This is a genomic window from Pseudomonas helvetica (assembly GCF_039908645.1).
Taxonomy (GTDB): domain Bacteria; phylum Pseudomonadota; class Gammaproteobacteria; order Pseudomonadales; family Pseudomonadaceae; genus Aquipseudomonas; species Aquipseudomonas helvetica.
In genome coordinates, this window is the sequence record NZ_CP150917.1 from 729,727 (window position 1) to 748,589 (window position 18,863).

Below are 18,863 nucleotides of genomic sequence, written 5' to 3' on the forward strand. Positions count from 1 at the left end.
CGGTTCTACCAACGACAGAATGGTAAGTGCCTGAAGTTATTGCGTTTGTGTTACAGGGTTATGACCGAATCAGTGGATTCAGGTGAAAAAGTGGCACTTTGATTCGACGACCGCGCCGCTTGAACGCGATTGCGTCCGGCGTCCTTGGCGCGGTACAGCGCCTCGTCTGCCTGGCTGGCCATCATCAGGCTGTCGCACTCTTCATGCAGGTCCACCACGCCGGCACTGAAGGTGCACCAGAGGTCTTGCGGCTGGGCCGGGTAGTGGATCTCGGCAAAGCGCTGACGGATTTCATCGAGCACTTTATAGGCCGATTCGATATCGGTGTCGGGCATCACGATGGCGAACTCTTCACCGCCATACCGGCCGATGAAGTCGGTCTTGCGCAGGCGTTGCTTGAGAAACAGTGCCAGGCTCTTGATCACCCGGTCGCCCATGGGGTGGCCGTGGCTGTCGTTGACCCGCTTGAAATGGTCAATGTCGAGCATCGCAAAACTCAATGGCTTGTTCTCGCGGCGGGCGCGGAAGCTGCAGTCTTCGAGCAATTGCAGAATATGGGTGTGGTTATAGAGGCCGGTCAGGCTGTCACGGACCATCCGCGCCTTGAGGTTGCGCGCCCGGGCTGCTCGGTTGCGTACGGTGGTGATCAGGTGACGCGGCTTGATCGGCTTGGTCAGGAAGTCGTCGCCGCCTTCGCTCATGGCGTCGAGCTGCTTGTCCAGGTCGTCTTCGGCCGACAAGTAGATGATCGGCACGCTGACGTAACGGTCATTGTGCCGGATCACCTTGGCCAGTTCGGTGCCGGTGCAGGCCGGCATGTACATGTCGAGGATGATCAGGTCCGGCTGGAAATCCGCCAGCTCGGCCATCGCCTGAATCGGCTCGATCAAGGTTCGGGTGACGATCCCGGCGCTGTTGAGCAGGCGCTCGGTGTGCAGGGCCTGGGCACGGGAGTCGTCGATGATCAGCACTTTATAAGGTTCGTACTGGGCGACGCAGGTCAGCACTTCGATCTTTTCCAGCAGGCTCGACGCTTCGAGGGTGCCGGTCAGAAACTCCTGGCCGCCGGCGCGTACGGCCGCGAGGCGGGTCGGGGTGTCGGTTTCCAGCAGGCTGAAAAACAGCAGCGGCAGTTTCTGTTCCAGGCCTTCCTGGGCTTCGGCTGCCAATTGCAGGCCCATGCCGGGGCCGCTGAAGTCGACGTCCATGACAATCGCTGCCGGCAACCGCTCGACCATCGAGGAGCGAAACGCCGCCACGCTGTCCAGCGATTGCGCGCTGAGACCGAAAAACTCGAGTTGCTTGGCCAGTCGCTCGGCGCGGTCGTGATCTTGCAGCATCACGTAGATCGGCTTGCGCAGTGGCGGTAAAAAGGTTTGTTCGAGCTGGTCGCCATGCCGCAGGCCAGTGCGCGACAGGCGCTGCATCAGACGATTGAGGTCGGTGATCAGCCCGCTGCTCAGGCGTCCGCGATTGGCGTCGACGGCTGCAAGCGACTGGCTGATGCTGTGCGCCAGGTGGGTGTGTTCGGGTTGTTCGAAACGTTCGGCGAAACGCAGCAGCCGCAGGTTCGCCTCACTCAGCTCTGCGAGGTCGGCGCCTGACCATTCACAGCGTTGCAGGCGCTGCCATATCTCAAGAATCTGACGTGCTTGATGAATTACCCGCTGGGCAAAGTGGTGCTTGAGGCGCTCACGGCTGGGGTCTTCTGGCTCGGTCATATCCTGACTACTAGTTAGGGTGCATGCTGAGGTCGACTGGTGGCTCTATGCTAGCACCTCTTTCCGATGCCATGAGTGTCGTACATCAATAAACTGTAAAGCGACGTTATTCAGTTCCTGACCGACTGGTCGCATAGGATCAACGCTGTGCTTCATTTATAGTGGCTGCTCGATTCGCGGCCACTGTGCGATCCACGGTCTGCCGGGCAGATTTAATCTGCTCGCGACAAAGCACGATGGAGTAGGGTTGTGGTCGAACCGACGAACTCAAGTGATTGAAAGGATATCGCCATGCTGGACTGGAAGAACCGCACAGGCAGCGCGCCTGAACGTGCCGCCGAACCCAAGTCGGCAACCCGCAGCTATTTAGGTGGCCTGCTGTTCAGCCGCGCATTGGCCACCTTGATCGGCCTGTATTTGCTGGTGGTCCTCGCCGTGGGCTGGTACTGGAGCCATGAACCTGCGCTGTTCCCGGTTCAGCAGAACGCACAACTGGCCGCCGAGAAGGAAGGCAAGCAGATGGTCATCGGCTACACCACGGTCGAAACCCTCAAGACCGTCGCCGGTACCTTGCTGCACAAGCCGGGTGGCTATATTTCCAACGACCGTTTTCCACCAGGCGTGTGGCTGGACGACATGCCGAACTGGGAATACGGGGTACTGGTGCAGGTACGCGATCTGACTCGCGCCTTGCGTAAAGATTTTGCCCGTTCGCAATCGCAATCGGCTGAAGACGCCGATCTGGCCAAGGCCGAGCCGCGTTTCAACTTCGATAACAAGAGCTGGATGCTGCCGTCCAGCGAGTCGGAGTACCAGGAAGGCATCAACTCCCTGAGCCGCTACCAGGCTCGCCTGTCCGATCCAACGCAAAAAAACGCGCAGTTCTATGCGCGTGCCGACAACCTGAACAACTGGCTGGGTGATGTCGCGACCCGTTTGGGTTCGCTGTCGCAACGGCTGTCGGCCAGTGTTGGCCGGGTCAAGCTGAACACCGCGCTGAAAACCGAAACCCTGGCGCCGGGTCAGGTGCCGCAGGTGGATGAAGAGCGGGTGGAAACCCCTTGGCTGCAGATCGACGACGTATTCTATGAAGCGCGTGGTCAGGCCTGGGCACTGTCGCATTTGCTGCGCGCCATCGAAGTCGACTTTGCCGATGTGTTGGCGAAGAAGAACGCCACGGTCAGCGTGCGCCAGATCATTCGTGAGCTGGAGGCCTCCCAGGAAACAGTCTGGAGCCCGATGATCCTCAACGGCAGTGGTTTCGGGATTTTGGCCAACCACTCGCTGGTCATGGCCAACTACATCTCGCGGGCCAACGCGGCAGTTATCGATTTGCGTCAATTGCTCAATCAGGGCTGAGTCATGGCAGATAACCTGAATGAGGCTGCGCACCGCGCGGCCTCGGACGCCGAACAGATCGCCTGGGTCGACGAGCAGGACAACCTGCTCGGTTCGCTGGTGCGCTCGGACTTGCGCGAGCGCGGGCTGATCGGGCGCGGCACTTACATCATGCTGTTCAACTCGGCCGGTGAACTGTGCGTGCATCAGCGCACGTTCAGCAAAGCCATCTATCCGGGATTCTGGGATGTGGCGGCGGGCGGCATGGTATTGGCGACCGAAACCTACGCCGAATCGGCGGCCCGTGAACTGGAAGAAGAGTTGGGCGTCAGCGGGGTCGAGCTGACCGCCCATGATCATTTTTTCTTTGAGGACACCGGCAACCGCTTGTGGTGTTCGGCGTTTTCGGCAGTCTGGGACGGACCATTGATCCTGCAGCCGGAAGAAGTGCTTCAGGCCCGCTTTATTCCCATCGAACAGGTGATGCAGGAAATCACGCAGAAGCCTTACTGCCCGGACTCTCTGGCGGCGTTGAAGCGCTATCTGCGCGCGCGCGGGGGTGACGCTCTGAAGGGCGTCGCAAAAGATCTATAAAATGGCGCCGATTGGCTCTTAGCAAGTGCGCTTTTTGTCGTTACACTGCGCGACCTTTGTAGGAGCAGAGCTTGCTCGCGAAGAACGTAATGGCTCCGCGTACTGTCTGACGGCACGCGTTATCGTTGACATCCTTCGCGATCAAGCTTTGCCCCAGGGCTAGTTAGCCCATAGCGCTGCCCCTGCCTGAGTGGGGCTTCGCGGTCGATAGCACTTGCCAAAGTTGCTGCGACCAGTCTTTGTCCTCCCAAGAGGATTGCCGGTGGCCAAAAAAGCCGCATCCTTCGCCGCCCTTGGTGGCCTGGTATTTTCCACCGACGCAGGTCGACATTGCCCGGACTGTAGCCAGCCGGTGGCAGCCTGCATCTGCAAACAAACCGTTATCCCGGCCGGCGACGGCATCGCGCGCGTGCGCCGCGAAAGCAAGGGCCGGGGCGGCAAGACGGTGACCACGATCAGCGGCGTGCCGCTGGCTGAAGACGCGCTCAAGGAGCTTGCCACGACGTTGAAGAAACGTTGCGGCACCGGTGGTGCGTTGAAGGACGGGATCATCGAGATCCAGGGCGATCATGTCGAGCTACTCTTGGCCGAGCTGATCAAACACGGTTTCAAAGCGAAGAAATCCGGCGGCTAGCAGCCTCTGTGAAAACCACCCCGACTTGATGCAGTCCTGATCGATTCAGGTTGAACGTCGTCTCCATGGTTTTCACAGAGCCTGTTCTGACCGGTTTCTAAACTCAGCGCTGCAAGTGTGGTCTATCCCGCTTGCAGGCTAATCGTCATTTTTTCACTTTAGACTGCGCCAGCCCTCAACCCGGGTGGCGCTCTTTGACTTCTTTATAGGGGACTTCGATGTCCGTACGACGCACACGCAAAGACGATGGCAGCCAATGGACAGTTGCGGACAGCCGCAGTGTTTACGGGATTCGCCATTGGGGGGCCGGGTATTTCGCGATCAGTGACGCCGGTCGCGTAGAAGTTCGTCCGAACGGCCCGAGCAGCGCACCTATCGATCTGTTCGAACAAGTCGCACAGCTGCGCAAAAGCGGCCTGTCCTTGCCACTGTTGGTGCGCTTCCCGGACATCCTGCAGGACCGTGTCCGTCAGCTGACCGGCGCCTTCGACGCGAATATCGAGCGTCTGGAATACCAGAGCAAGTACACCGCGCTGTACCCGATCAAGGTTAACCAGCAGGAAGCGGTGATCGAGAACATCATCGCCACCCAGAACGTCTCCATCGGCCTGGAAGCCGGCTCCAAGCCGGAACTGCTGGCCGTGCTGGCCCTGGCGCCAAAGGGCGGCACCATCGTCTGCAACGGTTACAAGGACCGTGAGTTCATCCGCCTGGCACTGATGGGCCAGAAGCTGGGTCACAACGTGTTCATCGTGATCGAGAAAGAATCCGAAGTCGGCCTGGTGATCGAAGAGGCCGCCTCGCTGAAGGTCAAGCCTCAAGTCGGCCTGCGGGTTCGCCTGTCGTCCCTGGCATCGAGCAAATGGGCTGACACTGGCGGCGAAAAATCCAAGTTCGGGCTGTCTGCTGCCCAGTTGCTGTCGGTAGTCGAGCGCTTCCGTGCGGCCGGTCTGGATCAGGGCATTCGTTTGCTGCACTTCCACATGGGCTCGCAGATCGCCAACCTGGCGGACTACCAGCACGGCTTCAAGGAAGCGATCCGTTACTACGGCGAACTGCGCAACCTTGGCCTGCCGGTGGATCACATCGACGTGGGGGGTGGCCTGGGCGTCGACTACGACGGTACCCACTCGCGCAACGCCAGCTCGATCAACTACGACATGGACGATTACGCCGGTGTCGTGGTCGGCATGCTCAAGGAATTCTGCGACGCGCAGAGCCTGCCGCATCCGAACATCTTCTCCGAGAGTGGTCGTTCGCTGACCGCTCACCACGCCATGCTGGTGGTGCAGGTCACCGACGTCGAGAAACACAACGACGACGTGCCGATGATCGAGAACAAGGAAGAGCTGCCGGAAACCGTGCAATGGCTGGTCGACCTGCTCGGCCCGACCGATATCGAGATGGTCACCGAAACCTACTGGCGCGCGACTCACTACATGAGCGACGTGGCCACCCAGTACGCCGATGGCAAGCTGACCCTGGCCGAAAAAGCCCTGGCCGAGCAATGCTACTTCGCTGTCTGCCGTCGCCTGCACAACTCGTTGAAAGCCCGTCAGCGCTCGCACCGTCAGGTGCTCGACGAACTCAACGACAAGCTGGCCGACAAATACATCTGCAACTTCTCGGTATTCCAGAGCCTACCGGACACCTGGGCGATCGGCCAGGTCCTGCCGATCCTGCCGCTGCACCGTCTTGATGAAGAGCCGATGCGCCGTGCCGTGCTGCAAGACCTGACCTGTGACTCCGACGGCAAGATCAAGCAATACGTCGACGAGCAGAGCATCGAAACCAGCCTGCCGGTACACGGGCTCAATGATGGCGAAGACTACCTGCTGGGGATTTTCCTGGTGGGCGCTTACCAGGAAATTCTCGGTGACATGCACAACCTGTTCGGTGACACCGACTCGGTAAACATCTACCAGAATGCCGACGGCAGCGTTTACCACGCCGGTATCGAAACCCACGACACCATCGAAGACATGCTGCGTTACGTGCACTTGTCGCCGGAAGAGCTGATGACGCACTACCGCGACAAAGTGGCCAGCGCTCGAATCAGTGCCACCGAGCGCACTCAGTACCTCGATGCCTTGCGCCTGGGTCTGACTCGTTCGTCTTACCTGTCTTCTTGAGGTAGCGAACCGCTGTGACCAGGTTGTCGGAAAATACTCCGCGTAGTGCGGAGTTTTCCGAGGACCTGGTACGGCATTTCTTTATTTTTGTAGAGATTTGCCGTGCCCACGCACTTTCAACGCTGTGTGGTCTTCATTTCGCGTAGGCCATTTCCTAAGTTGTACTTCGGCACTCTACTCGGCCATGTCTCTCAGCGAGAATCCCCGGCCGTCCCTCCTGTAGAGAAACGCCGATGTTCGATCCCGTCAACGAGCCGTCATTTCGTCTGGAGATAGCGGGTCAGCCCCAACCCTTTGTCGTTGTCGCCTTTACCGGTTGCGAGTCCATCAGCCAGCCCTTTGTCTTTCAGCTGGATCTGCAGTTCGATGAGCTGCGACTGGATATCGCGAGCCTGATGTTTCGCTCGGCGTACCTGGGGTTTGGAGGTGCGGGCACCGGTATCCACGGACAGATTCATGACCTTGCCCCGCTTCATGACGACGCGGTGCCGGCGCTCTGGCGTCTGTGCCTCGGGCCGAAGCTGGCCTGCCTGGCGCAACGCTGCAGCCAGCGAATTTTCAGCGGCCTGTCAGTCCCGCAGATTCTGGTGCAGGTACTGAAAGAACACGGCATAGACGAAAAAAACTGTCGATTCGAACTCCGGAACGACTACCCCGTGCGGGAGTTTTGCACCCAGTACCGTGAGTCGGACTTGGCGTTTCTTCAGCGCCTGTGTGAGCAAGAGCGGATTCACTACCATTTTCAGCACCGCAAGCACGGTCATTACCTGATCTTTGCCGACACTCGGCGCAGTTCGTCTCCAGGTGCCGGCACACCCTTTGATAGCCAAGGCACGGCACCCGCCGTCAGGTGTTTCACGGTTCATGCTTATGCCGAAGGGGCGCATCACGATGGATTGCCGAAACTTGTCGCAGCAGGCGAAACGGACCTGCCGAACCTGCGTAGCGGCATGCTGATGGCGTTGTCGGGCCATCCGTTTGCTGACTGGAATCACCTGTGGTTGCTGACCCGGGTCGAGCATTCGGGCAGTCAGGCGCAGTTGCCGTACTACCGCAACCGCATTGATGCGATTCCCTGGGAGGCGCCGTTCGTAGCGTTTCGTCCAAGCGAGAAGCCTCGGATGAACAGCCTGCAACGTGGCTGGGTGGTCAATGTCGACGAACCTCGCAGCGACGCGGCCCAACGCATCGCCGTGCAGTTCGATTGGCTTTTTCAGGGCGAGGGTGCACGGCCCAGCCATTGTTGGCTGCCGGTCTCGCCCCAGTTGTCTACAGAGTCGGTTGCCGGTTTGACGGCGGGGGTTGAGGTCTGTGTGAGCTTTATCGAGGGCGACCCGGACCAGCCATTGATCACCGGCATATTTCGGGGGCCGCCGTTGCATGTCGACGGCGTGTTGCCTGTCGAAACCTCCCCGCCTTCAATGGCCGGGGAGGTGCTCCCGGCACGGGAGGAATTGTCGCCCGATGATCGCCATGACTTGTTGGCATTGGTTCAGGGCAGTCAGCCCTTGGTGTTGCTGTGTTTGATACCCGGCGGGGGGAGTTTCATCCATTGCCGGCAAGCGATCTGCACCTGCCGCACAGTGGCAGGGCTTGGCCAAAGTGGTGCGGCATGATCGCTGCCCAGTCGGCTCAATGGCTTTTGCTGGATGTACCAGGTTCGCCGCAGGCAGGGTGGAGCCTGCAGCAACGGTTTGCCGACGTACCGTGTTATGCGTTGTTCGAGAACACCGACCTGCATGGGTTGCGCGACCAGGGGCCGCAGTTGATCGAACTGTCGGCGCAATCGCCGCTGATGCAATGTTGCCACGACGAGCCGGCGGACTGGCCGGGGTTGCTGCTGGTCAGCTCTGCATCCCCGGAGCAATTGCTCGGGCACCTTCGACGTATGCTCACGGTCACGTTCGGGCTTCATTACAAAGGCTTGCTCAGCTACTACAACCCCTTTATCGCCAGTTACTTTTTTGATGCCAGTGATGCCCGCGAGTTGAGCCGCTGGCTGGGGCCGATCGATAAACTGTACTGGCACGGTGGAACCTGGGAGGACCGGGCGATCGGCAGTCTGGGTTGGTTGCATTTGGTCAATCCGCGATTGGCCGTCAGTGAACTGGCCATCGAAGACAGCCTCAGCCTTCGCCAGCAGAACAAGTTGCAAACCTGTCTGCTGGAGCGCCATGCGTGGTACTGGAGTCGCTCGACGGGCCACGACTTTGGCACGATCTGGTCTTTTGTGCAGGAAGGACTCGAACACGGCTTCAGCGAGCAAGCTGTGCTCGATGGCTGGCTGCGATTACGTTTGCAATACCCGTCAGCCACACCCGAAGCACACCTGCCGGGGCGCACTCAGCAAGAGCGGCTCGACAGCTTGCGCAACCGCTGGCAAAGCTATCGGCCCTGAACTCACCGCGTCCTGCAGGCCAAATCACGATGAAGAACTGCACTCGTAGCAGCTGTCGAGCCCGCGAGGCGGCGTTAGAGGCGGGCCGCGTTCGGACGAAGTCCTCGTAAATCCTGAGTACGCGGTTTGCCTGAAAGAACACGCTGCCTGATTCAACGACTGCTTCGCAGCCGAACGCAGCCTCGCGGGCTCGGCAGCTGCTACGAGCGCTGGAGCAGCACGATGTTCAGACGGTGAACCAGCCATCATTCTTGCGCAGGTTCCAGGCGAATGCCCCAAGCGTCAGGCTGCGCAGCACCATGAACAGCAGGAAGGTCAGCCACAGTCCGTGGTTGCCGAACCCTTGCAGTGCCCAGGCAAACGGCAGCAATAGCAGCACCGTCAGCAGCATGCCGTTGCGCATTTCCCGGGCACGGGTCGCACCGATGAACAGGCCGTCGAGCAAGTAGCTCCAGACGGCGATCAGTGGCAGTGCGGCGAGGTACGGCAAGTAGACGAACGCAGTGTCGCGCACGCTCTGGATGTTGGTCTGCATCTCTATGAACAAATGCCCGGCGCAGAAGAACAGCAGCGCAAAACCCAGACTGGCAATCAATGACCAGCCGCAGGCAACCACCAAAGACCGACGCAAAGCCTGACGGTCATGGGCACCGATGGCATGGCCGCACAGAGCCTCCACCGCGTGGGCCAGGCCGTCCAGGGCATGGGCGGTCAACAGCAAACCATTCAGCAATAATGCATTGGCCGCCACCGTCGCATCGCCGAGCCGTGCGCCTTGCACGGTCACCATGAAGAACACCGATTGCAGCGCCAGACTGCGAATGAAAATGTCCCGGTTGACCGCCAGCAGCGGCCGCCAGCTCTGCCACAGCGCCAGTGCCGCCCAGGCGATATGCCCGGGGTAGGCGCGCAGGGCGTTACGGGTCATGGCCAGGCCGAGCAGGGCGCCGGTCCATTCGGCGATCACTGAAGCACGGGCCGCCCCGACAACGCCCCATTGCAGACCCAGGACGAACCACAGGTTCAGCGCGATGTTCACCAGGTTGGTGGTCAGCAGAATCGCCAGCGGTGCGCGGGCGTTCTGGGTGCCGAGGAACCAGCCGACCAGCGCATAACTGGCCAGCGCTGCCGGTAAGCCAAACAACCGGGTGTGGAAAAACTCGCGGGTCAGTTGATCGAGCTCGGCAGAGGGCTGCATGAAGTGCAACGCCACGCCACTGAGCGGTACGCCCAGCATCCCGAGCAGCAGTGCCAGCCCCATCGCCAATAGCAAGCCTTGCAGCAGGATCTGCCGCAAGGCCGCGCCGTCACCGCGCCCGGCTGCCTGCGCTGCAAACCCGGTCGAGCCCATGCGCAGAAACCCCATGGCCCAGGCCAGAAAGGTGTACAGGCTGGCGCCCACCGCGACCGCGCCGAGCTGATGTGCGTGGGGCAGGTGGCCGACCACCGTGCTGTCGACCAGCGCCACCAGCGGCACGGAAATGTTCGAAAGAATCATCGGCGCGGCAAGTGCCCAGACGCCGCGATGGGTCGCACGATCGCGCCAGTCGTTAATCAACGTAGACATTCAGGCTCCTTTCGAGAGCGGGCATTGTAGCGGCAGATCCAAGCGTCAGTGGTCTTGTGAAAACGGGCTTTTTGTGAGGAGGGAGCTTGCTCAGATGCCGGTAAGTCAAGGGATTTCGGGCTCGGCACCTCACCTGTAGTAGCTGCCGAAGGCTGCGTTCGGCGGCGAAGCCGTCGTGAATGGCATACCAAGGTCCCTCTGGATGACCGCGTCGTCAGCTTGGCGAGTGCTTCGCCCTCGAACGCAGCCTTCGGCAGCTGCTACAGGTTGTGCGTGAGTGAGCGAGGTGTTGTTCAGTGAACCACCCAGCTCAACACCCACAACCCCAGCACCAGCCAGATAATCCCTGCGATGATCGATGCACGCATGAACGCGCGGACCGCCGAGTACAGCAGCATCAAGCCGATGATCAGCACGAGTATGCTGATGATCGAGGGCTCCATGCCCAGTGCTCGTGACAGCCCGTCGACAAAATTGCCGCTGGCGTGAGTCAAGGCACTGAACAACCCACTGAGCGTATCGACGATGAACCGGATGACCGAACCCAGCGCCTGGCCAAGCCATTCGAAAAAGCTATCTACCTGCATGTGTACGTCCTGATGAAAGAGTGGGTGCCGGCGCTGAGCGCTTTGGCCATTGTCAGGGCTGGCGAGCGCCCTTGAAGCATAGAGGTTTGGTGGTTTGAATTGGCGAATAGTAACTGAACGTCTGCACCCACTGGGCAAGCTTCTGCGTTCTGTACTGGCTAGAGTCAGAATCGGGCTTTTAGTCCCACCCACCTCTTCAAGTCTAAATACACAGGCGGGTTTGCTCGCGAACTGTCACGAAACGACAGCAGTGTTCGGTGCTTGCCTTCATCCGCCATCCGCCCGAAGCTATACGCCTTCAGGAGAGCCCGATGAACCTTGTTGAACTGACCGAACGCCTGCACTGCATCCGTGACCGCAACGACTGGCGGCAATTTCACAGCCCGAAGAACCTGGCCATGGCCGCCAGTGTCGAAATGGCCGAGCTGGTGGAAATTTTCCAATGGTTGAGCGAAGACCAGTCGCGCCAGTTGCCAGCGGACAAACTGGCGCATGCCGGTCAGGAAGTCGGCGATATCGTGCTTTATCTACTGCTGCTGTGCAGCGAGCTGGGGTTGGACATGGAACAGGTAGTACGCAGCAAGCTGGCTGATAGCGAACGGCGGTTCAGCTGATGAGCGACCGTCATTTCGATCAGTTGGCGACCCGTTTCGCCGAAAAAATCTACGGCGGTGCCAAAGGTGCGATCCGTCTGGCGGTGCTGCAGGCCGACCTGGCCGAAACCCTGCCGGATCGCCCGTTGCGGGTGCTGGATATTGGCGCAGGCCTTGGGCACATGTCGTTGTGGCTGGCCCAGCGCGGCCATCAGGTGACCCTGGCCGAGCCTGCCGAACCGATGCTCGAAGGCGCCCGCCAGCGCTTTGCCGAGGCCGGGCAAACAGCGACATTCATCCAGGCACCGTGGCAAGAACTGCTCGGTCAACTCACCGAACCTTACGACCTGGTGCTGTGCCACGCGGTGCTGGAGTGGCTGGCCGAACCCCACGCGATTCTGCCGGTGCTGCATCAACTGACGACCAAAGACGGCTGGCTGTCGCTGGCGTTCTATAACCGCGATGCGCTGATTTACCGCAACTTGCTCAAGGGCCATTTCCGCAAGATGCGCAAGAACGACATGGCCGGCGAGAAGCAGAGCCTGACCCCGCAGATGCCTCTGGATCCGCGCGAACTGGCGACGCAACTGGAAGGTTTGTGGCAGGTCGAAACCCAGAGCGGAGTGCGGGTTTTTCATGACTACATGCCGGTAGAGTTTCAGGCCCGTGCCGAACTGATCGACTTGCTGGAAATGGAACTGGCCCACCGTCGTCACCCGAGTTTTGCGGGGTTGGGGCGTTACCTGCACTGGATCTGTCGCCCGGTCTGAACCGTGGTTTCTGTGGAGAGCATCATGAAACGCCGTTTGGGATTGATCATGTTGTGTCTGGGGCTCGGTGCCTGTCAGGGCAGCAATCCATATATCGCCAGCTCCAACCCGCTGCCGCCGGCCCCACCGCACGCTGCCAACACCTTTGACCGCAGCGCCTATCCAGCGGCGCCGCGTGATTACAGCCGTTACCAAAGCTGGGCCTGGCTCAACGGCCGGTTGCCCAACGGCTCGGCCTTGGCCGACTCGGCGCAGATCGCCGAAGCGGTGAGCAATGCGCTGGATCAACGGGGTTTGCGTCCGCTGCACGACAATCGTCCGGCGGACCTGTGGGTTAGCGCCGACCTGCATCAGGAAACCCGCCTGAAGCAGGTCCAGGAGGATTACGGTTATGGCGGCTACGGCGGTTATAACCGTTATGGCAATGGCTACGGGATGTACAACACGGTGCCGATCGTTCGTACCTATCAGGTGCAAGTGCTGGTGATCCGGGTGGATTTGTTCGACGCCAGCACCGGGCAACCGGTCTGGAGTGCCAGCGCTGAAGCGGGCCTTCAGGGCAACGAAATAGAACGTGGCGATGCGTTACGAACAGCTGTGGAAAAGGCGGTAGCGGCGTATCCTCCTAGTTAGGTTCCCTGCCTGGACCCGGAGAAAAATCATGTCCCGCCGTCTCTCATTACTGGCTTGCGCTGTGTTGCTCAGCGCCTGCCAAACGACCCAGGTCAATCACGATTTTGATGCCAGCCGCGATTTCGCCGCCTATCGCAGTTGGGCCTGGAAAGAGCCTGCCGTGCAATACCGTCCCGACGATCCGCGGATCAAGAGCGACCTCACCGAACAACGCATTCGCCAGGCGGTTGCCGATCAACTCGACCAGCGTGGTCTGCGCCCGGCCGCTACCGGTGCCAAGGCTGACGTCAATGTACGGACCTACCTGATCGTCGAGGATCGCCAGCAGCAAATCACCACCAACTATGGAGGTGGTTGGGGTGGCCCCTGGAACGGCTACTGGGGCGCACCGATGTACAACGAAACCCGCAACGTTTCCTACAAGGTCGCCACGCTTCAGATCGACCTGCTCGATGGCAAGGATGGCAAGCTGGTCTGGCGTGGCAGTGATGAACAACTGCTCAGCAGATCGCCGCAGCCCGCCGACCGCAGCGCCGCGATTCGCGCGACGGTAGGGCGGATATTGAGCAATTACCCACCGAAATAAAGCACTTGAATCATCGGCGCTGGCAAGTTGCCAGCGCCGTGCTCGAGCCTTGACTACACTGCCTGCACCACCGGAGGTAGCGCTCGGCAGTGCGCCGGCAAAGGAGTGCTCGATGTCTCCCCGTTTGCAGTTTCGCGGCCCCGCCGGGCAACGTGGCGCTATTGGTTTGCTCGCGGCAATGACCTTCGGCCTGGCGCTGTTGATTGCGCTGTTGGTGGTCGACAGTGGCCGGCTCTATCTGGAGCAGCGCAAGTTGCAACGGGTGGTGGACAACGCCGCGCTGGAAGCGGTCAGCCGCGGCGGCACCTGCCTGCCGGGCCTGACGGCGGCCAGTTATGCCGGGCAAAGCGCGGTTCGTAATGCGTTCATCGTCAGCCCCACCAGCACCTTGACCACCACCTGCGGTTCGCTGGCGACGGCGCCGACCAACCTGCGCACTTTCGTCCCCAATGCCGCGCAATCGATGGCCATTCAGGTGATTGCCACCAACGTGGTGGCGACCAGTGCCGCGGCGGGTATTCAGGCATTGTTCAGTGGGGCTTCGCTCAATGCCAATACCACGCTGACTGCCACGGCGGTGGCCGCGGCGCCGCAACCGACGCTGGCGCAGCTAAGCATTCGCAGTTCGGTCGTCAGCGTCGACACCGCGAGATCGAATCTCTTGAATCCGCTGTTCTCGAGCCTTCTGGGCGGCAGCGTGAACCTGACAGCCGTGGGCTGGGATGGCTTGGTCAATGCCGATATCAACCTGCTGAAATTCATGGACCAGCTGGCCATCGAGCTGGGGGTGAGCGCAGGCGACTACACGGCATTGCTCAGCACGCAAGGAACGGTCACCCAATTCATACACGCCGCGGCAACGGTTGCAGGTCAGAACGGTGCCACGGCCGAAGTGATGACGGCGCTGACCAGTCTTCAGGTGGGGGCCAGCAATGCACCACCGATCAAACTTGGCGATGTGCTGCAACTTCAGACGGGCACCTCGACGGCCGGCCTGGATGCCACGGTGCAGCTGTTTCAGCTGGTTCAGGGCTTTGTGCAGTTGGCGAATAAAAACAGTGCGGTGACCGCCGTTCTACCGGTGAACGTACTGGGGCTGCTGGGCGTCACAACCCGTGTAAAAGTGATTGAGCCGCCGCAGTTTTCTGCCGTGGGCGATCCGGAACTGGCCAAGGCTGACCCGTTGGGCGTGAACCGGATCTATGTGAAGACGGCGCAGGTGCGAGTGCTGGCCTCGGTTGATCTGTCACTGATCAACGCGGTGTTGCAACTCGTCAACACAGGGTTGAGTGGTGTCGTTAATTTAATCAACCCGCTACTGCTGCCCGGGTGTTTGGCGGGAGGAACCTGCACACAAACTGATCTGCAAATAGTGCCTAATGGTATTAATCTGGATGTGGGGCTTGAGGCCGGAGTGGGCAGTAGTTATGTCACCGACTACGCGTGCATAATCCCCATCAGCCCCACTAACAAAAGTCTCTCCGCCACCACCGACATTGCGGCAATCAAAGTCAAAATCGGTCATATCGACCCTGCCATCTGGCTTTCGTCCTCTCCGTTACCTGCGCTTTCTCCGATCACCCTGTTCGATGTTGGCAGTACGACCTGTCAAGGTCACTTTCTAGCCCCTATGACCTGTGGTACGCGAACACCATTTGCCGGTGGTGGTGCTGAAATCATGATTGATAGCCCGATCGCAGGCACCAGCGAGTCCAACTACGCCTACAGTAATCCCAAGGACATCAATGTACCGCCATTGCCGCTTCACACTGTTTCGGTATCGGGTGTAGTTGGTAGTTTGAACGGGACATTGGGTGGGATCACTTTGATTTCGCACACTCCCACTATTAGCGGCAGCCTGATTGGCGGGCTGCTCACTACATTGGTATCGACCCTGAGTCTGGCGACCACTCAATTGGTCGGTGCGATCGACGGCTTACTGGCGCCCTTGGTCGATCCACTGGTGAACAGCCTGCTGCTCAATCTGGGGATCGACGTCAACAAAGTCGATGTGGGGTTCAACCTCACCTGCGGCCAAAAAGGCAAAGCCTACCTGGTGATCTGATCACCCAGCGCAATCGGCAACTCGATACAGAACCGCGCGCCCTCGATCGAGTTGCGCACGCTCAACCGTCCGCCCATGTTCTCGACAATACCGTAGCTCACCGACAAACCCAGACCGGTGCCGACACCGACCGGTTTGGTGGTGAAGAACGGTTCGAAGATTCGCTCCAGCAAACGCGGATCAATACCGCCAGCGTTGTCTTCGACCCACAGCCGCAGCGAGCTGTGGTCACGTTCGGCATACAGTGAAATCCACGGCTTGAACGCCGGGTCGCTTTCGCGCTTGCTCAGCAGTGCGTCGCGAGCGTTGACCATCAGGTTGATCAACACTTGTTCCAGCTGATCGACATGGCCACGTACATTGGCTTCGAAGCCGAACTCGCTGATCCGCAAGTCGACGCCTTTGCCGCGCATACCTTCAGCCAGCAACGACAGCGTGCCTTCCACCGCGTGTGCCGGGTTGAACAGCTGTTGCTCGATTTCCGAGCGCCGGCCGAACACCCGCATGTGATCGACCACCCGCGCGGCGCGCTGGACCTGGGCGTCGATACGCTTGAGTTTGTCTTGCAGGTAGTCGATCTGTACATCGCCGTTGCTCAAGCGCTTGAGCACGTTGACGATGGCCATGCGCATCACGTTCAGTGGCTGGTTGATTTCATGCGCCAGCCCGGTGGCCATTTCTCCCAGGGTGGCCATTTTTGCGCTTTGCGTGAGCTGTTGTTGCGAACGGCGGACTTCGGTGTTGTCGCGGCCCACAGCCTGAATTTCGATCAGGCGACCCCGCTCGTCGAACACCCCGCGATCCGACCAGACCCACCAGGCATTTTCGCGCCCGGGGAGTTGCAGGCTGATTTCCGCGGTGCTCACCGGGAACTCCGGCGTCAATTGGCGCAGGCGCAGCACAAAGGCTTCGCGCTGTTCGGCCGACAGCCAGCTGCCCAGATCAACCCCCGGCAATTGTTCGGGCGTGCATTCCAGGTACGTCGCCAAGGGCCGATTGCCGAACGTCAGCGTCAAGTCGGGACGGTAGCGGCAGATCATCGCGGGCGAATCTTCCACCAGAATCCGGTAGCGCTCCTCGCTCTGTTTGACCTGTTCGGCGGCCTGGGTCGCTTCGCTGACATCCAGCCACAAGCCGACCGCCTCCACGGGCAGCCCGAGGTCATCGCGCAGTAACCGGGCTTCATCGAGCAGCCAGTGGTAGTCGCCACGCTGGTCGCGCAGACGGTAACGCGCGCGTACCGAGCCCTCACGCAGCAGCTGGCGGGTACGCTCGAAATACAGGTCACGGTCTTCGGGATGAACCCGCCCAACCAGCGCGTTGCCTGCTAAATCATTCAGGTTCCAGCCGAGCAACGGCAGCAGGCTGGCGCTGAAAAAGCTCGGTTGCAGCGCGCCTTCGACATAGCGTTGCACATAGATCACCGCCGGCGAACTGGCGATCAGGTTGTCCAGGCGGGCATGGGCAGCGGCGGCCTGTTGCTGTTGATTCTTGATGTCGCTGATGTCGAGCATGAACCCCACCAGCCGACGCTGTTCACCTACGCCTAGCGCTTGGCCTTGCAGGCGATACCAGATCGGCGTCTGGGCGTCGTCAGCGCGGTGCAGACGCACGCACAGCAGCAAGGTCTTGCCGTGTTGTTGCAGGTCCTGCACGCGGCTGGCCAGCTCTTGGCGGTCGGCCGGATGGATCAGCGTCAGCCACTGGGCCAGCGGTAAACGGGCACTCTCCAGGTGCAGGGTGAATGCCAGTTGCGGTGCCAGTTGAACCTCGTCAATGTTGCCGAACAGCTCCCACCAACCGGTGCCCAGCAAACCTTGCAGGGCTTCGAGTCGCTCCAGTTGATGATGTTGATGCTGTTCGCGTAAACGCCCCAGCAGTGGTCCGGCCAGCGCTGCGGCCAGCAGCGACCAGTCACGCTCGCTGAGCTGCGGCGCACGTTGCTGCACCGGGTAAAAACCACAGAGCAACCAGGCTGCGACACCGTGATCGTCCCGATAAGGCACCAGAAATCCGTCGGTATTACCGAAGGTCCCCTGCAACCGCGGGTGCTCGCTGAAACCATGCGCGACGCTCAAGCGCAACGGCGTATTACCGCTCAAGCTGTCCAGGCTGGTGCCCAGCGGTTGGCCGGTTTGCCACAGCTGCGGCGCATCGTGGGCGTTGTACTGGCTGTGGATCAGCCAGCCTTGTTCCTGATCGTCGAGCAACGCGATGGCCACACAGGGAATGTGCCAGCGCTGGGCCAGGCCTTGAAGTTGCTCGGTCAGCACCTCGGGCAGGCGCATCAGGCTGCACAGGCGAAGCTGTTCGCTCATGTGTCCGGCGAACGACTGACATTCCTCGCGGCTGTGGGCCTGTTGGCGTTCGTGCAACAAATCACCGATGTCGAGCAACTGCAGCAGCCAGCTGTCAGGCGTCGGCTGAACCCAGCCGCGCAGGTGCAGGGTTTGGCCACCGAGGCCGGCGAAATCCAGGTCCAGGTTTTGGCCTTGCCATTCAGCGGGTGTGCCTTCGACGACCAAATGGCTGTGGGGCAGCAGGTAATCGATCAGGTGTGGGGGTTGGTCGGCGTGAGGACGCTGCGCCAATGCATGACGCAAGGGGCCACTCATTTTCAGCACCCGACCCTGAGGGTTCAGCAGCAGGTGTAATCCGACATTCTGTGTCACCAGGCTGTAGGGCGTGTCGGGCTCCTGGAATGGCGGACGATTGAGCAGTCGGCCAAAGAGCTTTTCCCCAGGTGTCAAAATTGAAGACTCGATTGTGCCGTCAGGTTCGTCGGCAGATTGGGCACGGTGCCGACACCGGGCAGGACGAGGAACGGGATGACCTGATTGAGCTTGCTGGTGGGGTACGTCACGCTGACCGTCAGTAATCCGGTGCCTGCGTTATAGGCCGCCTTGGCGTCGACACCAAAGGTGATGTTGAAGGTGCTTGGCACCCAGGACAGTTGCTGCTGTAAAACACTGTTTGCCAGGTTCTCCATCGCCGTTGGGTAGTTGGGCGTCTTCGGATCAAGCGCGACGCTTTGCCGGACTGCCTCGGCCGTGGCTTCGTTGAATGACTGCACCAGCAACAGCGGCAGGCTGTAGCTGACGATTGCGTAGAACACCGCAAAAAAGATCACGAACACCAAGGCGAACTCAATCGCCACAGCACCTTTTTGCTTTCTGGGGAGGCCTGATTTCATGAGTGCGTCTACCCTGACAACGACTACGTGGTATGAGCATAGAATCATTCAG

General features: G+C 60.2%; 16 protein-coding genes. 11 read left to right on the forward strand and 5 right to left on the reverse strand.

The window, feature by feature from the left end; all coding sequences use genetic code 11:
- Positions 1–50: 50 nt before the first annotated feature.
- Entirely contained in the window at positions 51–1,721 is a 1,671-nt protein-coding gene (gcbA, locus tag AABM55_RS03165; protein ID WP_054595443.1) for a diguanylate cyclase GcbA, read from the reverse strand.
- A gap of 291 nt (positions 1,722–2,012) precedes the next feature.
- Between gcbA and AABM55_RS03170 the strand changes: the two genes are divergently transcribed.
- The 6 genes from AABM55_RS03170 (at position 2,013) to AABM55_RS03195 (ending at position 8,817) form a co-directional block, all read left to right on the forward strand.
- Entirely contained in the window at positions 2,013–3,080 is a 1,068-nt protein-coding gene (locus AABM55_RS03170) for a DUF2333 family protein (RefSeq protein WP_103316950.1), read from the forward strand.
- Positions 3,081–3,083: 3 nt separating this feature from the next.
- Entirely contained in the window at positions 3,084–3,653 is a 570-nt protein-coding gene (locus AABM55_RS03175) for an NUDIX hydrolase (RefSeq protein WP_347928802.1), read from the forward strand.
- A 262-nt stretch (positions 3,654–3,915) separates the two neighbouring features.
- A complete protein-coding gene (locus AABM55_RS03180) occupies positions 3,916–4,287 on the forward strand; it encodes a translation initiation factor Sui1 (RefSeq protein WP_054595446.1) in 372 nt (123 codons plus the stop codon).
- Between the two features lie 218 nt (positions 4,288–4,505).
- Entirely contained in the window at positions 4,506–6,419 is a 1,914-nt protein-coding gene (gene speA / locus AABM55_RS03185; protein WP_054595447.1) for an arginine decarboxylase, read from the forward strand.
- A 233-nt stretch (positions 6,420–6,652) separates the two neighbouring features.
- The gene (locus AABM55_RS03190) at positions 6,653–8,035 is read left to right on the forward strand and encodes a contractile injection system protein, VgrG/Pvc8 family (RefSeq protein WP_347928803.1); all 1,383 of its coding nucleotides are present in this window, start codon (positions 6,653–6,655) and stop codon (positions 8,033–8,035) included.
- On the forward strand, positions 8,032–8,817 hold the full coding sequence (locus AABM55_RS03195; RefSeq protein ID WP_347928804.1) for a DUF4123 domain-containing protein: 786 nt from the start codon (positions 8,032–8,034) through the stop codon (positions 8,815–8,817). The genes AABM55_RS03190 and AABM55_RS03195 overlap by 4 nt, the downstream gene beginning before the upstream one ends.
- A 226-nt stretch (positions 8,818–9,043) precedes the next feature.
- On the opposite strand, the gene AABM55_RS03200 is transcribed toward AABM55_RS03195, so the two are convergent.
- Both AABM55_RS03200 and AABM55_RS03205 read right to left on the reverse strand, forming a co-directional pair.
- Positions 9,044–10,384 carry an MATE family efflux transporter gene (locus tag AABM55_RS03200; RefSeq protein WP_347928805.1) on the reverse strand — a complete coding sequence of 447 codons (1,341 nt, stop codon included), beginning with the start codon at positions 10,382–10,384 and terminating at the stop codon, positions 9,044–9,046.
- A gap of 293 nt (positions 10,385–10,677) precedes the next feature.
- A complete protein-coding gene (locus AABM55_RS03205; protein ID WP_054595451.1) occupies positions 10,678–10,971 on the reverse strand; it encodes a hypothetical protein in 294 nt (97 codons plus the stop codon).
- 311 nt (positions 10,972–11,282) lie between these two features.
- On the opposite strand from AABM55_RS03205, the gene AABM55_RS03210 reads away from it, so the two are divergent.
- The 5 genes from AABM55_RS03210 to AABM55_RS03230 all read left to right on the forward strand — a co-directional run bounded on the left by AABM55_RS03210 (position 11,283) and on the right by AABM55_RS03230 (position 15,618).
- On the forward strand, positions 11,283–11,585 hold the full coding sequence (locus AABM55_RS03210; RefSeq protein WP_054595452.1) for a MazG-like family protein: 303 nt from the start codon (positions 11,283–11,285) through the stop codon (positions 11,583–11,585).
- Positions 11,585–12,334 carry a methyltransferase domain-containing protein gene (locus tag AABM55_RS03215; RefSeq protein WP_347928806.1) on the forward strand — a complete coding sequence of 250 codons (750 nt, stop codon included), beginning with the start codon at positions 11,585–11,587 and terminating at the stop codon, positions 12,332–12,334. Before AABM55_RS03210 ends, AABM55_RS03215 begins: the two co-directional genes overlap by 1 nt.
- A gap of 24 nt (positions 12,335–12,358) precedes the next feature.
- Entirely contained in the window at positions 12,359–12,967 is a 609-nt protein-coding gene (locus tag AABM55_RS03220; protein ID WP_103316937.1) for a DUF4136 domain-containing protein, read from the forward strand.
- A 28-nt stretch (positions 12,968–12,995) separates the two neighbouring features.
- On the forward strand, positions 12,996–13,553 hold the full coding sequence (locus AABM55_RS03225) for a DUF4136 domain-containing protein (RefSeq protein ID WP_054595455.1): 558 nt from the start codon (positions 12,996–12,998) through the stop codon (positions 13,551–13,553).
- 112 nt (positions 13,554–13,665) lie between these two features.
- Complete coding sequence (locus tag AABM55_RS03230; RefSeq protein ID WP_347928807.1) at positions 13,666–15,618, forward strand: pilus assembly protein TadG-related protein; 1,953 nt, start codon at positions 13,666–13,668, stop codon at positions 15,616–15,618.
- On the opposite strand, the gene AABM55_RS03235 is transcribed toward AABM55_RS03230, so the two are convergent.
- Complete coding sequence (locus AABM55_RS03235) at positions 15,603–18,368, reverse strand: ATP-binding protein (RefSeq protein WP_347928808.1); 2,766 nt, start codon at positions 18,366–18,368, stop codon at positions 15,603–15,605. The genes AABM55_RS03230 and AABM55_RS03235 overlap by 16 nt on opposite strands.
- Entirely contained in the window at positions 18,365–18,811 is a 447-nt protein-coding gene (locus AABM55_RS03240) for a TadE/TadG family type IV pilus assembly protein (protein WP_103316930.1), read from the reverse strand. The genes AABM55_RS03235 and AABM55_RS03240 overlap by 4 nt, the downstream gene beginning before the upstream one ends.
- Positions 18,812–18,863 lie beyond the last annotated feature (52 nt).

Bases quoted from the DNA above. Each gene is read 5' to 3' on its own strand.
- gcbA (WP_054595443.1), bottom strand. From the start codon at position 1,721: ATGACCGAGCCAGAAGACCCCAGCCGTGAGCGCCTCAAGCACCACTTT.
- AABM55_RS03170 (WP_103316950.1), top strand. From the start codon at position 2,013: ATGCTGGACTGGAAGAACCGCACAGGCAGCGCGCCTGAACGTGCCGCC.
- AABM55_RS03175 (WP_347928802.1), top strand. From the start codon at position 3,084: ATGGCAGATAACCTGAATGAGGCTGCGCACCGCGCGGCCTCGGACGCC.
- speA (WP_054595447.1), top strand. From the start codon at position 4,506: ATGTCCGTACGACGCACACGCAAAGACGATGGCAGCCAATGGACAGTT.
- AABM55_RS03190 (WP_347928803.1), top strand. From the start codon at position 6,653: ATGTTCGATCCCGTCAACGAGCCGTCATTTCGTCTGGAGATAGCGGGT.
- AABM55_RS03195 (WP_347928804.1), top strand. From the start codon at position 8,032: ATGATCGCTGCCCAGTCGGCTCAATGGCTTTTGCTGGATGTACCAGGT.
- AABM55_RS03200 (WP_347928805.1), bottom strand. From the start codon at position 10,384: ATGTCTACGTTGATTAACGACTGGCGCGATCGTGCGACCCATCGCGGC.
- AABM55_RS03205 (WP_054595451.1), bottom strand. From the start codon at position 10,971: ATGCAGGTAGATAGCTTTTTCGAATGGCTTGGCCAGGCGCTGGGTTCG.
- AABM55_RS03210 (WP_054595452.1), top strand. From the start codon at position 11,283: ATGAACCTTGTTGAACTGACCGAACGCCTGCACTGCATCCGTGACCGC.
- AABM55_RS03215 (WP_347928806.1), top strand. From the start codon at position 11,585: ATGAGCGACCGTCATTTCGATCAGTTGGCGACCCGTTTCGCCGAAAAA.
- AABM55_RS03220 (WP_103316937.1), top strand. From the start codon at position 12,359: ATGAAACGCCGTTTGGGATTGATCATGTTGTGTCTGGGGCTCGGTGCC.
- AABM55_RS03225 (WP_054595455.1), top strand. From the start codon at position 12,996: ATGTCCCGCCGTCTCTCATTACTGGCTTGCGCTGTGTTGCTCAGCGCC.
- AABM55_RS03230 (WP_347928807.1), top strand. From the start codon at position 13,666: ATGTCTCCCCGTTTGCAGTTTCGCGGCCCCGCCGGGCAACGTGGCGCT.
- AABM55_RS03240 (WP_103316930.1), bottom strand. From the start codon at position 18,811: ATGAAATCAGGCCTCCCCAGAAAGCAAAAAGGTGCTGTGGCGATTGAG.